Source organism: Paraburkholderia xenovorans (assembly GCF_046030735.1).
Classification (GTDB): Bacteria; Pseudomonadota; Gammaproteobacteria; order Burkholderiales; family Burkholderiaceae; genus Paraburkholderia; species Paraburkholderia xenovorans_A.
This window is the reverse complement of sequence record NZ_JAQQBV010000071.1, coordinates 1-12896: the sequence shown is the minus strand read 5'-3', so window position 1 is coordinate 12896 and position 12896 is coordinate 1. Positions and strand designations below refer to the sequence as shown.

Below are 12896 nucleotides of genomic sequence, written 5' to 3'. Positions count from 1 at the left end.
TTTTATGAGTTCCGATACTTGCCGACACGTGGGGGAAATGTCGTGCGCCACGGCGGTCGTCGCCGCGCAATTTCGGGTCCGGAGCGCCTGCGCCCGGATATCCTCAGTAGTCCCAGTAAGGCCCGGTGCTGAAGCGCTCGCTAATAAAATCGACGAACGTGCGGATGCGCTGCGGCAAATGCCGGTCAGGGACAAAGACTGCGTACAGTGTGCGTTCGGGTAACCGGTAATGCTCCAGCACGGATACCAGTCGACCCGCTTTCAGATGATGACCGACAGCGAACGTAGGCAACATCCCGATGCCCACGCCAGCCAATGCCGCTTCCGCAATGCCATCGGCGTTGCTTGCCCTTAAATTACCCGAAACCTTGATCTCCATCGCGCCGGTTTGCCCCTGGAAACGCCACGCTTCGCGGGCGCCGTCGATGTAGAGCAGACAATTGCAGCGCAACAGATCGTCCGGCGACTGTAGCGTGCCCACGGACGCAAGATACCCCGGCGACGCAACCAGTATCTGCCGCACCGGCGCAAGCTTGCGCGCGACCAGGTTGCTCAGCCTCGGCTCATCTGCCATGCGGACCACGAGATCGGCGCCACCGGAAATAAGATCGGCGAAATTTTCGGAAAGCGTTACCTCAACCTGTATCAGTGGATTTGCTTCAAGAAACGCGGCTATGGCGGGCAGCAGATGCAGCCGGCCAAACGAAATGGCCGTACTGACGCGTATCAGTCCACGCGGGCCGTGCGCGACGTCCTCGATGTCACGTACGGCGCCATCCGCCGCCTCCAGGACACCCAGACAACGCTCATAAAAGCGCTCACCGGGCTGGGTCAGCCCCAGCCGACGTGTCGTTCGGTTCAGCAGCTTGACGCCCAGCGATGCCTCCAACATCTGAATATGCTTGCTGACAAGCGCACGCGAAATCCCGCAGCGTTCGGCGGCCAACGAAAAACTGTTCGCGTTGACGACGGCCACGAACGTGGCCAAAGCATTCAGGTCTTGCATCGACATCACTCCCGCTGGCTCGTTTCGTGAACAATCCTTTCACCAAAGCCGGTTTAATCATTCGACAAGAATTACGACAATAGCAACTCGTGCTGACGTCGTTAAAGCATCCGATTTGCGACACGCCAGTTGCCGTCACGAAGAATTTTACCGTCAAGGAGTATCCAGATGACCTGGAGTGCCGAGTACCTCATCGAGAAAGGGCCCATCCACCTCTATGTCTATCGCAAGCGCGCGAGCGAACCGCTAGCGGGCGAAGCCCCCCTGCCGGTACTCTTTCTCGTCCATGGGTCGACTGTCTCCGGACGTAATACCTATGACCTGCAAGTACCCGGCCGCAACGACTATTCGGTCATGGATCACTTTGCGCACGCCGGTTACGATGTGTGGACCGTCGATCACGACGGCTATGGGCGCTCCGGCTGGACCGAAGGATCAAGCTGCGGCATCCGCTCGGGCGTCGACGATCTCGAACGTGTTATCCCTTTCGTCCTTGCGACCACCGGTGTGACGCAACTCGCGTTGTTCGGCTCGTCTTCGGGCGCATTGCGGGCCTCGGGATATACGTCGGCCCATCCTGAGACTGTATCGAGGCTCGGCCTCTCCGCGCTTGTTTATACCGGCGCGGGTTCGCCCACGCTCGAGCAGCGGCGCAAGAAGTTGCCCGAATACGCCACAAGCCCGCGCCGGAAGGTCGATCTGGCATTTTACGAAGGCATGTTCAACCGCGACAAGCCAGGCAGCAGCGAGGCGATTGTGCCGCAGGCCATCGCGGCGGCAGAATTGCCGCTCGTCAGCGAGGTACCGACCGGCACCTACGTCGACATGTGTTCGAATTTGCCTGCTGTCGATCCCACAGCCATCCCGTGCCCGGTGCTCGTCATCCGCGGCGAATACGACGGGATTGCAGCGGAGCCCGACCTTCTCGACTTCTTTTCTGCGCTACCGAGCTCGGATAAACAGTTTGTCGTGCTCGCCGGCATCGCGCACAACCCGATGATGGGGGTTTACCGCAGGAAGTTTTTCCACGCCCTAGAATCATTTCTCAGAATGCCGCTTCAAACGGCTTAGTCTTCTACTGGGTAACGACGCGGGGCCCAAGGGCGCCCCGCCTATTCCCTTGGGCCCCGCCTTATGTCACCGCCAGCCTGGTCCGCCATAGCGCGTTGTCAGGACATAACGGCCGCGCCTGCCAGTCAGCCTTTCAAATCCATTGCATAGCGCTCCCTGCTTGCAACGGCAACCCTGCCCCATGGAGACCGCTCTTCAGCATGAAGCATGCATGAGCGGCGGTTGGCTGCACTGCGGCGTTATTAATCGTTATACTTTTCTCCACCGCCTCGATAGCCACAAAGCGTTATGAACGTGAACATTCGTCAGCTTGAGGCTTTCATCCAGGTCGCGCGACTGGGTAGTTTTTCGCATGCGGCCAACAGACTGCACCTTACGCAGGCGGGTCTGAGCATCTTGATCCGAAAACTCGAAGAGAGCCTCGGCGTACGTCTGTTTGAGCGAACAACGCGAAACGTCATACTTACGGTTGCGGGACGCGAAATCCTGCCAGCGGTAGAACGTATCCTCGCAGACGTGCAATCGCTGGAAGATGCCGCTCGTGAAATCGGCACGCTTCATACGGCGCGCATTACCTTTGCGTTGCCTCCCAGGCTAGCCGCGACCCATTTGCCGCGAGTCCTCGCGCGCTTCAGTGCAGAGTATCCGCATGCGTCGGTGACCTTTCGTGAATGCATTCACGAAGATCTACTGAGCCGTGTCTATTCTCGTGATGTCGACTTCGGTCTGACGTTCGGATTCGAACCGAATGACGTTCTGGAGTGCGAGGTGCTGGGGGAAGACGCTCTGGTGGCTATCTTCCCTCCGGCCCACCCGCTCGCACTCAAGGACAGGCTATGTTGGTCCGATCTTGTCGGGTACCCGATCATTACATTACCGACAACCAGCGCGGCCAGAAGATTGATCGAACAGCAGTTCGCCGCTATCGGACATACGCTCAGACCTGCCTACGAGGCGAACTCCCTCGTTGCGATTGCCCTTGCGCGAGAAGGACTCGGCATTGCGATCGTATCGTCGAGTACGCCGCTCCTCGACCCAGAGGGCGGTCTCGTTCAGCGCGTATTAAACGAACCTGTCGTCAAACGGCAGTTGCAAGTCGTCACGAGACGTAAGTCGATACTTTCGGTACCCGCTCGCGCTTTTATCGATCTGTTTGCGGCCGCGACGAAAGAGACTGTTAAATCAGCAGCCACCCCGCAACGCGCTCGCGCGCGGGATAAACCTTCGGTGAAAAAGTAATCCGGGATCGGCAATCGGACAATTTACGCTGCCCGATCCGGCCGACAGCGGTCGTCCACATTAAAATCTATGCCGCATTCCAAAGCGAAGGATTGCCTGACGAGGGTTGGACGAGTCACCGAGATTACCAATATCCGCCACCGCTGCCGCACCGGTAGAGTTCGTACCGCTGGCCTTTTGAAAGACACCCAGTGCATATACGTCTGTCCGCTTCGACAACGAGTAATCGACGATAAGCGAAAACTGGTTGTAGTTCTGGTTGCCGATGTTTCCCGAAACCGCACTACCCTTCGTATAGTCATAGGCTCCAGCTACAGAAAGCGCGGGTGTGAACCGATAGACCGAGTTCAATTCAACAGTATTGAAAGTCGCTGTCGCGCCTTTGAACGCACCGATGTTCATGTACTTGACATTGGAGTAGGTACCTCCGATCGTCGCTGCACCAAGATTGTACGAGGCGCCCGCAACGATGATCTGCAGCGACGTGGCAGCGTTGGTACCAAGATAACCCGAATTGATTGAATTGAACGTCGAGGCATTGACGTTGTCATTGAGCACGCCGCCGGTCTGCGATGGATTTTTATAGAGACCGTATGCTGCACCCACGCCGACCGGACCGTTCGCATAATTAGCGCCAAACGTGTAAGCCGAATCTTGCGATACTTCACCCGCGACACCACCCAGACTCACGGTACCGCCAAACGTCAGCCCATGGAGGTTGGGGCTTAAATACTTGAGCGTGTTGTTCAGCCGAAACGTGTGGTTCAAGTTATCAAGGTCAGCCGGATGTTCGCTTGGAATACCTCCGCTGGTTTGGGCAAATCCATATTTGGTACCAACGAAATCATTGATGCTGTCATATTGACGTCCCAAGGTCACGGTGCCCAGGCGCTCGCTGCTCAAACCCACGAATGCCTGTCGACCAAACGGCGTGTTGCCCTGTCCGAAAGCCCCGTTACTCAGATTGACGCCCGATTCCAGAGTGAAGATGGCCTTTAGACCATTGCCCAAATCCTCAGCGCCTTTCAGACCCCAGCGACTCCCCTGAGGCCCATTGCTGGAGTCGACCGAAATCTGCCGGCCGCCCACGTTCACGCCTTTGACCACCTGCTTGTTGTTAGTGTTGACCATGACGGCTTCGTCTACAAGCCCATACAAGGTGACCGTGCTCTGGGCATGCGTCACACCAACGCATCCATCCATCACAATGAAAGCAAAGATCAATTTTTTCATTTCGTCATCCTGATTTTATTGAATAAAAATAAATTCCCTGATTTCGTGGAATATGCGTTGCCTCACCCTTCTCACTTATTTTCGCGTCATTCTTTTCTGTCTAATGTTGAGGAGAACCTGAAGCATGACTAGCAGACCGCTGGCGGCCACGAAGGTCGCACTGATCGGGTGCTTCAGGAACACCAGTGGGTCTCCATGGGACAAGAGGAGCGCTCGACGGAAATATTCCTCAACCATGGGCCCCAGCACGTAGCCGAGCAAAATTGGCGCGACCTGGAACTCCAGCGCTGAAAAAATAGCGCCAACAATACCAAACGCGAGAACTTCTCCTACCTCGAACAGACTGTTGTTTGTGCTGTACACACCGACGGCAATAAAGAACAACGCGGATGGGTAAAGAAATCGATAAGGGACCTGCAAAAGCTTTACCCAAACACCGATCAACGGCACGTTGAGAATAACCAGCAATACATTGCCGATCCAGAAGCTCGCGACCAAACCCCAGAAGAGATCAGGATGCTCGCTAATCAGTTGCGGGCCCGGTTGAATTCCCTGAATCAATAGAGCGCCCAGGATCAGCGCCATCGTCGCGTCACCCGGAATGCCGAGGCTCATCGTCGGAATGAAGTCGACCTGAGTCTTCGAGTGGGCCGCCGCCTCCGGTGCGGCAACGCCCTCGAGCGCGCCATGCCCGAAACGCTCTGGCGTCTTCGATATGCGTTTCTCGAACGCATACGCAATAAACGTAGTAATGGTCGGACCGGTACCCGGCATCGCTCCGAACGCGGTACCGATCATCGTGCCTCGCACCATTGGAAAAAATGATTGCTTGAGCTCGGCAAGGCTGGGGCGCATTTCGCGCAGGCCCAACTTCGTTCCACCGCCAATGGCTTGCATCCGGTTGATGTTGCGAAGGAACTCCGCTACTCCGAACAGCCCAAGGGCCAATGCGACGAGTTCGATCTTGTCAGCTAGTGCGGGCACGCCCATCGTAAAGCGGATGGTGCCGCTACTGACGTCGGTTCCGACCAACCCCAGCAGCAAACCCACTGCCGTCATCGCCACGCCTTTCAGCGCTGAGCCTCTCGACAAGGTGGCCCCAGCGAACAATCCCAGCAACATGATCGAGAAGAGTTCTGCGGGACCAAAGCTGAAAGCAACACTAACTAGAAGTGGCGACGCAAAGATCATTGCCGCTATACCTATTGAAGCGGCGAAGAATGACGAGATCATCGTAATGCCGAGCGCCGAACCGCCTCTGCCGGACCTGGTCATCGGGTAACCGTCCAGACACGTCACCGCGTGCGGCGCGTGGCAAGGCAAATTCAGAAGAATGGCGCCAATTGCACCCCCGTACTGTGAACCGTAAAAGATCCCGGCGAGCATCAGGATTGCCGGGATCGGATGCATCGTATAGGTCAACGGCAGCAGCATGGAAATTGCCGACAGCGCCCCCATGCCGGGTAAAACCCCGATCAGATTACCGACCAGCACGCCAAAGAACGACCACATCAAATTATGCGGCTGCAACGCGACACCGAAACCTTGCATCAGGTGTAATAGCGATTGAGACATCAAATCAACCCCACGACAACAGAGGAAACTGCAGATCTAACGCCCACCAGAACACGACTGTACAAATCGTGCACATTGAGACAGCGAGAAAAAACGCGCTTTTCCAATTGGTTTGACGGTCACCCAGTGCAGAAATAAAGACGATCGCGAACGTCGCGGGTAATAGGCCGCCGTATTTTCCGAATACAACGAATGCGGCAATGCCAAAAATAATATAAAGGCATCCGCGCCAATCCAGACGGAGCGCATCGTCCACGTCGGACTTTGCATTGGAACGCTTGCCGGTGAAGGCAATCGCGAGCCCTGTTATCACCAGGATGGCTCCGACAGCGACCGGGAAGAATCCTGAACCCATGTAGCTTAGCGAGCCGATCTTGTAACTGCGTCCACCAAGAATTGCCAACATTCCCAGTAGAAATACCAAGGCGCCGCCGTAAAGGTCTTTTCTGAATCGCTTGCTTTTAGCGAAATGCGGGGTCGACTGGAGGTTCAATCTGGATCTCCTTTAAGAATATTTTTAACCTTGAGGCACCGTCGAACGGTAATCCGCCTATAACGTCACTACTTCGGTATCCTGATAGCACTCACCCAGACTTGGCGAGACGGCAAGTCGCTCGAACACCCTTCAGCGGATCACTCGTTTAGTGGGACAACTTCACTGCAACTGGAGACCGTACGTGTGCCCCACCTCGCGAACATTCGCAATATATTGCTTGAGCATCGCGTCGAACTCGTCCGGTGTGTCCGATATGGGCTCACTGCCAATCGCCTGAAGACTTTTTCGCACCTTCGGCAGCGCGAGGATACGAGCGATTTCGCGGCTTAACTTGACGCGTATTTCCTTCGGCGTTTTCGCCGGCGCCACTGCGCCAAACCAATCATCGCCAGGGTCGCTGGTTATTCCCGCCTGCTCGAGTGTTTGTGTTCCAGGGGCAAACTTTTCGCCCGCCTCGGAGGTAGTCGCTATCACTCTGAGCTTGCCCTGCCTGATAAACGGCAATGCGCTGGGGCCCGGTGAAAAGGCATAGTCGGTGCGCCCGGCGACTACATCGTTAAGCGCCTCCGTCGTACCGCGATAGGGAGCATGCTCAGCTTTGAAGCCACCTTTGCTCGCGACCAGCAGCGCATGCAAATGACCCGTACTTCCAATTCCCCCAGAGCCATAGACCAGACCTGAAGATGTCGTCCTGGCATACGCTCGCAAGCCCGCGATCGTTCTGATGTCGCGATTTGACGGGGTTACCAGAAAGCTTGGGGTATGGGCCATCAATCCAATTCCCGAGAAATCACGTAACGTGTCATAGGGCAAGTCATCGCTCATCCCGGCCAGCGCTCCAAATGCGCTTGATGTCACCATGATCGTCTGGCCGTCGGGCTTGGCCGCAGCCACATATAACGCCGCGATCACACCGCCTGCTCCTGCACGATTGACAACCACGACCGGCACTCCCCACGCCTCGCTGAGCTGTTGCCCAACCACGCGAGCGACAACGTCCGTGGCACCGCCCGGCGTGGCGCCGACAACGAAGGTGATCACGCCGCAGGGATAGGTTGACGCGCCGGGTGTCGCCGCCGACAGTCCCGCAGATGACGCAAGTAGCACGAGTGATGCGGTAAATCGGCGAAATTGAGCAAACGACATGATCAGATCCGGTGTGCGCGTAACAAGATGAATCGGACATGCGCCCAAGGCATTCCTTCAGGCGGACTACTGCTGCCTTGTAGTCAAGGCGAACAACGTTCTGCAGAGAAAACCAGGGTTCAGTTGTACCGTTTGGCGATTGAGGAGCCACCTATCCGCACGTTGATTTTTTGCGACTCGAGACGCCAGGGTCCTTCGTTGATCCAGCTGGATCTGCGCATCACAGATACAAGTATCGACAGATCGGTTTGATAAAAAAAGCAACAATATTTTATGGATTCATAACTGTGCGTTGCGCTCAGTTTGTGCAGTGCACTTTCGTATGAATTGTGCCAAACCGGTCAGGGCTGCTTCGCGCCAATATCTGCTGACTTTTGGGCGAGCGTGTTGCGGAGGCATCGGGCCGATGCCACGATTTGACTTATGTATGCGTAGGCGCAATACACGTGGTTGGAGGAAGGGGTAGCGTGGCGCTTCGAGACCGCGTTAAAGCGGCTGAGGTGCTGAGTCCAGGCATGCATTCCGTTTCACGTTCGTTCCATGAAATCCGGGCGATCACGTTTCGAGCCGTTCTTTTTGTTGCGTTTGGCGTCGTACATCGCGTTGTCCGCCATGCGGAGTACCGCGTCGATATCCGTGTCCCCAGACGTCATATTCGCGATCCCTACGCTCACTCCCATAGAAATGGCGACGCCCGTTGAAAGCTCGAACGGCTGATCGATTGCTTGAACAACAGAATCTGCCATTTCTTGTGGTGTCTGATTTCCTGTCATCGTATCGACGATGACAAACTCGTCCCCGCCCATACGGGCAATCAGCGCCTGTTCGCTGGCGAGCGCGCGCAATCGTGCCGCTACCTGAATCAACAGCAAGTCGCCGGCTTCGTGGCCGTAGGCATCGTTAATCGGCTTGAAACCATCGAGATCGAGGTACAGCAGTGTCATCCCCGTTCTGACGAACGGCGCGCCGCGCGGGCCCGTAGCCTTGAACAGGCCCTCCCGGTTGAGCAGCCCTGTGAGGGCATCATGGCGCGCACGGTGACTATTCTCGCGTTCGGCTTTCATCGTCGAGATGAGCAACCCATTCAGCCGTTGTGCGGCCACACTCATCGCGAACATATAAAAGGGAATCTGTAGAAGTGTGAGAAGAAGCACCGGTTCGTCGGCAAGAACGGCTCCAACGCAGCATGGCCCGAGCGAAAAAAAGATCATGATTGCGACGAGGCGCGGCGCGGCGTAGTTTCGGAAGCAAATGCCCCCAACCATTGCCGCGGCAGAAAGGAACGACAGTGTTGCCGCAATCCAGTCCCCACTGATTGCACTAACGAATGCGCCATATCCAACCGTGGCGCCCCACAGCGGAGCCAACAGAATGTATAAGTCGGTGGGCGTTGTTTTGGATTGTGCAGCCCGATGTCGCGAGATAAATAGCACGCACAACCGTACGACACACACCGAGATCTCAGCGACGAGCCACAGCCGGAAAGGAATTGTAGGATGTCGATGCGCAAGGACCCACGCAACCGCGATCGTATTGGATACGCCACCGAAGAAAATGGGCAGTGTCCCGAACAGCGTGCCAACTAGTGCGACACGTATCTCGTGCGGGGCTTCCTGACCAGGAGCAACCAGCCATTTAGCCAGCCGGCCGCGCGGCAAAGAGTAATTTTTTTGAATGCTTTGCATTAGCAGCACTATTTGCGGGTAACACCCGCCCCCGATCGTGAGGCTGATTATAGGACGAAGCATCATGCGGAGGGTTTATATCAGCCCCAGCGCGTTATCGTTTGCTATTGTTCAATGGCCAGCCGCAAGAGAGGGTTCGACCAACCGCGAACGGCTTATTTTTAACACGGTTTGTGGAGCATTGGAAATCTTGCGATCGTCGGCAATTGGAAGCTGCTTTAACTCAGGAAATATTCTTATATACCACGAACGAGATTTAATGTTTTCGAGCGAAGCAAGTTATATAAGGCGCCAATGCCGATGCTGCCTCAGCAAAGCTTAATTTACTTGGGGCGATGATGACGTAAAGGCTGATTCCGAAGATGCGCATTTACGAGAAGGTTAATTGTGGGGCGTTCCCAACGGTACGTCAGCGAAACGGCAGAGGTCCCGATTGTGCCGAAGTACGTTTAGCCCGCGCTCACCCGAGACGTCAGTTCCTCGCCCGCTTGTGCAAAGCGCTCGGCCAGAAACTCGATTAGCCGGCGCACACGCGGGACCGCATGGCGCGTGCGATGCAGAACCACATAAACGCCATCTTCAGGAACAACATAATCGGGAAGCAGGACCTTAAGCGAGCCGTCGCGCAAATCAGCGCCGGCATCCCAGATGGTCTTGCGCGTAATGCCGTGGCCGGCGAGCGCCCAGCGGCGGACGAGAGCGCCGTCGTTAGATTCCCAGGCCCGATCCATTGCCACGGTGTGCGTCCACTGCTGCTCTCCGTGCGCGAAGTGAAATTCGTTGAGCGGCCCGCTATTGGTGACGAGCACGATGAATTCGTGTCCGGTGAGATCGTCGGGCGTTTGCGGCGTACCTTTGCGCGCCAGGTAGTCGGGCGACGCGCACAGGACACGCCAACTCGGCGCAAGCCGGCGGGCGACCAGGCCGGACGACGCGTCCGGAGCGCCGAAGCGGATCGCGAGGTCGATATCATCCTGAACAAGGTTGGAAAGCGAATCAGTGAGCGTCAGAGCCACCCGAACTTGCGGATGCACGCGGACGAATTCTTCGAGCCAGTCGCTGAGCAGGTTGCGCCCGAAATCGGTCGATGCCGAGATGCGAAGTTTGCCCCGCACGGATGTTCGGCCGACTTCAAGTGCGGCGTCGGCATCGGCGAGCGCTTGCAAAGCAATCTGGCAATGCTGGAGATAGACACGGCCTTCGTCGGTGAGACGCAGTTGCCGCGTCGTGCGGTCAAACAATCGGGTTCCCAGCACAGTTTCCAGTTTGCCCAGTCGCGCACTCGCAGCGGCGGGCGACAGGCCGAGCTTGCGCCCCGCTGCGGACAGGCTGCCGAGCGTTGAGGCTTCTACGAAGAGATGCAAATCGCCGAGTCTATCTGTTGCCATATTTCATCCAGATTTGAATATATTTCAAAAACAAGACCAATTATCAAATCTAGCAGATTCCAGCATGCTCCATGCCTCTACAGTCTTCATTCGAGGCCTATGTGAGCTCTGCCAATACAAGAACCGCCGTAACCGATGTGCCCGACGAAGCAAGCGGAAGGTTGCCCCTCACTGGCTTACTTGCCTTAACGGCAGCAAGCGCGATCGCCACGGCTAACGAAAGCGTGCCGGCAGGGTTGCTGCCGCAACTCGCCGCAGACTTTGGCGTAACCGAAGCGTGGGCCGGACAACTCGTTACGGCGTGCGCGCTCGGCGCCGGGCTCGCCGCGATTCCACTCAGTTCGGCGATGCGCGGCTGGCCGAGACGGCGTGTGCTGATGTTCGTGCTCGTAGGATTTTCCGTCTGCAATGCGGTCACAGCGGTGTCGTCTTCGTTTCTGTTGACGTTGATAGCGCGCTTTATCGCCGGGCTCGCCACCGGTCTCGCCTGGAGCCTACTCGCAACCTATGCGCGGCGTATGGTTACGCCCGCGCAGCAGGGCCGGGCGCTAGCGATCGCCATGATGGGTATTCCTCTCGCGCTGTCGCTAGGTGTCCCATTGAGTGCGTTTCTAGGTCCGCAGGTGGGTTGGCGATGTATCTTCGCGGCCATTGCCATCGCGAGTTTTCTGCTGATCGTGTGGTCACACCGAACGCTGCCGCACTTTGCTGGACGGGATGATCATCAGCCATTGCTGTTCCAGCGAACCTTGACACGCCCGGGTGTGCGACCTGTCCTGATCGTGCTGATGACATGGATACTGCCGCATTACATTCTGTTCACGTACATCGCCCCGTTCCTTGCTGCTCGAGAACTCGCCGGGCGACTGGATGCGATGCTGCTATTGTTCGGCATCGCTTCCCTGATCGGGATTGCGGTGGTTGGCGTGTTCGTCGATCGGTACCTGCGTGTACTGGTGCTCCTCGGCCTCGGCACCTTTGCCGCTGTTGCACTCACGTTTGGCCTTTGCGGAAATTCTGTCGTCGCAATCGGTCTTGGCATCACCGCCTGGGGATTCTGCTTCGGCGGTCAGCCGACGCTCTTGCAGACTGCGCTTGCTGATGCCGCCGGAGACTCGGCCGATCTCGCGCAAGCGATGCTCGTTACCGTGTTCAACTTAAGCTACGCCGGAAGTGGTGCACTCGGTGGGGTGCTGCTCGCTACCGCCGGAATTGCGGCATTTCCGTGGGTCATCTTAGGCGTGTTGCTGGTCGGCCTCGTAGTTGCATGGGGCGCGAAAACACACGGATTCGTAGCGAGACGGATTTGATATCGGATGGCTCAGACTCACGTCAATCAAGGATAGAGCGGCCGGCATCGTTCAACTGGACGCTCCGTCCGGTGCGATCGAACAACTGACGCCGGCATGAGCGTTCACAGATACGCATCTGCGCGCTGATGGCCGCGTGTGCCAGCGAAATGCGCTCGGCTGCGGCAGTCATGGGAACGACGGCACGGGTCGCGCTAGCCATGCGACGCCTATAAGCGAATACCTCGGATTCGCCTGGATTTGCTCCTTCCCGTGAACAGACGCCTCTTCGTTTGTGACGTTGCCGGGCGGCACAGTCGTTTGACACCTGACTCCATCCGCCATTACGGCTTCTAAATTGCCGTGTTCTATTGATGGAGCAGTGAGTCCGGCTGCGCTCAGTTCATTTTCTGCGCTCGTGTCCAGATGCTGGCTGATCGACAGGCTCGAATTGAAGTCAGTGTGCCGCTGGTTCTAACCACTGCGCTCTCAACTTGACATTGCCTTGCCTGCTCCCCGGCCTCGGAACTTAAGGGCGTTTTCGGCCGGTATTGCTGGTTTCCGATGACGACCCCGCAAGAACCGACGCGGCAAATTGTTTCTGCGCCTTAAGCGCACGCTCATTGAAAGAATGTGCGGCCGGCGTGATGTTGTCGGTCATCGCATCGGTGATTGGGGCACGTTTGCTACCTCGCTCGCGATGGCTCGTCGTCGTGCTAACACGACTGAAGTCAGATAGCTCTGAGTTGTTCACGGGAAACTTTACTA

12 protein-coding genes are annotated in these 12896 nt (G+C 56.8%); 3 read left to right on the top strand and 9 right to left on the bottom strand.

Translation table 11 applies throughout. The annotated features are described in order from the left end of the window. Positions 1-103: 103 nt before the first annotated feature. Positions 104-1006: a LysR family transcriptional regulator gene (locus tag PQQ51_RS33660; RefSeq protein ID WP_408501514.1), complete on the bottom strand. Its 903-nt coding sequence runs from the start codon at positions 1004-1006 to the stop codon at positions 104-106. A 168-nt stretch (positions 1007-1174) separates the two neighbouring features. Between PQQ51_RS33660 and PQQ51_RS33655 the strand changes: the two genes are divergently transcribed. Then, on the top strand, positions 1175-2077 hold the full coding sequence (locus PQQ51_RS33655; RefSeq protein WP_408501513.1) for an alpha/beta hydrolase: 903 nt from the start codon (positions 1175-1177) through the stop codon (positions 2075-2077). A 288-nt stretch (positions 2078-2365) separates the two neighbouring features. Continuing rightward, positions 2366-3316, top strand: a complete 951-nt coding sequence (locus PQQ51_RS33650) for a LysR family transcriptional regulator (RefSeq protein WP_408501512.1) — start codon at positions 2366-2368, stop codon at positions 3314-3316. A 60-nt stretch (positions 3317-3376) separates the two neighbouring features. Here PQQ51_RS33650 and PQQ51_RS33645 read toward each other — a convergent pair whose 3' ends face one another. From PQQ51_RS33645 to PQQ51_RS33620, 6 genes are all read right to left on the bottom strand, one after another. Further along, complete coding sequence (locus PQQ51_RS33645; RefSeq protein WP_408501511.1) at positions 3377-4549, bottom strand: porin; 1173 nt, start codon at positions 4547-4549, stop codon at positions 3377-3379. Between the two features lie 75 nt (positions 4550-4624). Beyond that, positions 4625-6124, bottom strand: a complete 1500-nt coding sequence (locus tag PQQ51_RS33640) for a tripartite tricarboxylate transporter permease (RefSeq protein ID WP_408501510.1) — start codon at positions 6122-6124, stop codon at positions 4625-4627. A gap of 4 nt (positions 6125-6128) precedes the next feature. Next, a complete protein-coding gene (locus PQQ51_RS33635; protein WP_408501509.1) occupies positions 6129-6617 on the bottom strand; it encodes a tripartite tricarboxylate transporter TctB family protein in 489 nt (162 codons plus the stop codon). 162 nt (positions 6618-6779) lie between these two features. Then, a complete protein-coding gene (locus PQQ51_RS33630) occupies positions 6780-7766 on the bottom strand; it encodes a Bug family tripartite tricarboxylate transporter substrate binding protein (protein ID WP_408501508.1) in 987 nt (328 codons plus the stop codon). 527 nt (positions 7767-8293) lie between these two features. Next, complete coding sequence (locus PQQ51_RS33625; RefSeq protein WP_408501507.1) at positions 8294-9451, bottom strand: GGDEF domain-containing protein; 1158 nt, start codon at positions 9449-9451, stop codon at positions 8294-8296. 449 nt (positions 9452-9900) lie between these two features. Further along, the gene (locus tag PQQ51_RS33620) at positions 9901-10839 is read right to left on the bottom strand and encodes a LysR family transcriptional regulator (protein WP_408501506.1); all 939 of its coding nucleotides are present in this window, start codon (positions 10837-10839) and stop codon (positions 9901-9903) included. 71 nt (positions 10840-10910) lie between these two features. Between PQQ51_RS33620 and PQQ51_RS33615 the strand changes: the two genes are divergently transcribed. Next, positions 10911-12149: an MFS transporter gene (locus tag PQQ51_RS33615; RefSeq protein WP_408501505.1), complete on the top strand. Its 1239-nt coding sequence runs from the start codon at positions 10911-10913 to the stop codon at positions 12147-12149. Between the two features lie 22 nt (positions 12150-12171). On the opposite strand, the gene PQQ51_RS33610 is transcribed toward PQQ51_RS33615, so the two are convergent. Together PQQ51_RS33610 and PQQ51_RS33605 are read right to left on the bottom strand one after the other, a co-directional pair. Further along, positions 12172-12321, bottom strand: coding sequence for a helix-turn-helix domain-containing protein (locus tag PQQ51_RS33610; RefSeq protein ID WP_408501515.1), 150 nt, complete (start codon positions 12319-12321; stop codon positions 12172-12174). Between the two features lie 336 nt (positions 12322-12657). Further along, positions 12658-12896 (bottom strand): hypothetical protein (locus PQQ51_RS33605; protein WP_408501504.1); only part of this gene is annotated, 239 nt, incomplete at its 5' end.

Excerpts from the sequence above, each read along its gene's own strand:
- PQQ51_RS33630 (WP_408501508.1), bottom strand. The coding sequence starts at position 7,766 with ATGTCGTTTGCTCAATTTCGCCGATTTACCGCATCACTCGTGCTACTT.
- PQQ51_RS33615 (WP_408501505.1), top strand. The coding sequence starts at position 10,911 with ATGCCTCTACAGTCTTCATTCGAGGCCTATGTGAGCTCTGCCAATACA.
- PQQ51_RS33610 (WP_408501515.1), bottom strand. The coding sequence starts at position 12,321 with ATGACTGCCGCAGCCGAGCGCATTTCGCTGGCACACGCGGCCATCAGC.
- PQQ51_RS33645 (WP_408501511.1), bottom strand. The coding sequence starts at position 4,549 with ATGAAAAAATTGATCTTTGCTTTCATTGTGATGGATGGATGCGTTGGT.
- PQQ51_RS33650 (WP_408501512.1), top strand. The coding sequence starts at position 2,366 with ATGAACGTGAACATTCGTCAGCTTGAGGCTTTCATCCAGGTCGCGCGA.
- PQQ51_RS33620 (WP_408501506.1), bottom strand. The coding sequence starts at position 10,839 with ATGGCAACAGATAGACTCGGCGATTTGCATCTCTTCGTAGAAGCCTCA.
- PQQ51_RS33640 (WP_408501510.1), bottom strand. The coding sequence starts at position 6,124 with ATGTCTCAATCGCTATTACACCTGATGCAAGGTTTCGGTGTCGCGTTG.
- PQQ51_RS33660 (WP_408501514.1), bottom strand. The coding sequence starts at position 1,006 with ATGCAAGACCTGAATGCTTTGGCCACGTTCGTGGCCGTCGTCAACGCG.
- PQQ51_RS33655 (WP_408501513.1), top strand. The coding sequence starts at position 1,175 with ATGACCTGGAGTGCCGAGTACCTCATCGAGAAAGGGCCCATCCACCTC.
- PQQ51_RS33625 (WP_408501507.1), bottom strand. The coding sequence starts at position 9,451 with ATGCAAAGCATTCAAAAAAATTACTCTTTGCCGCGCGGCCGGCTGGCT.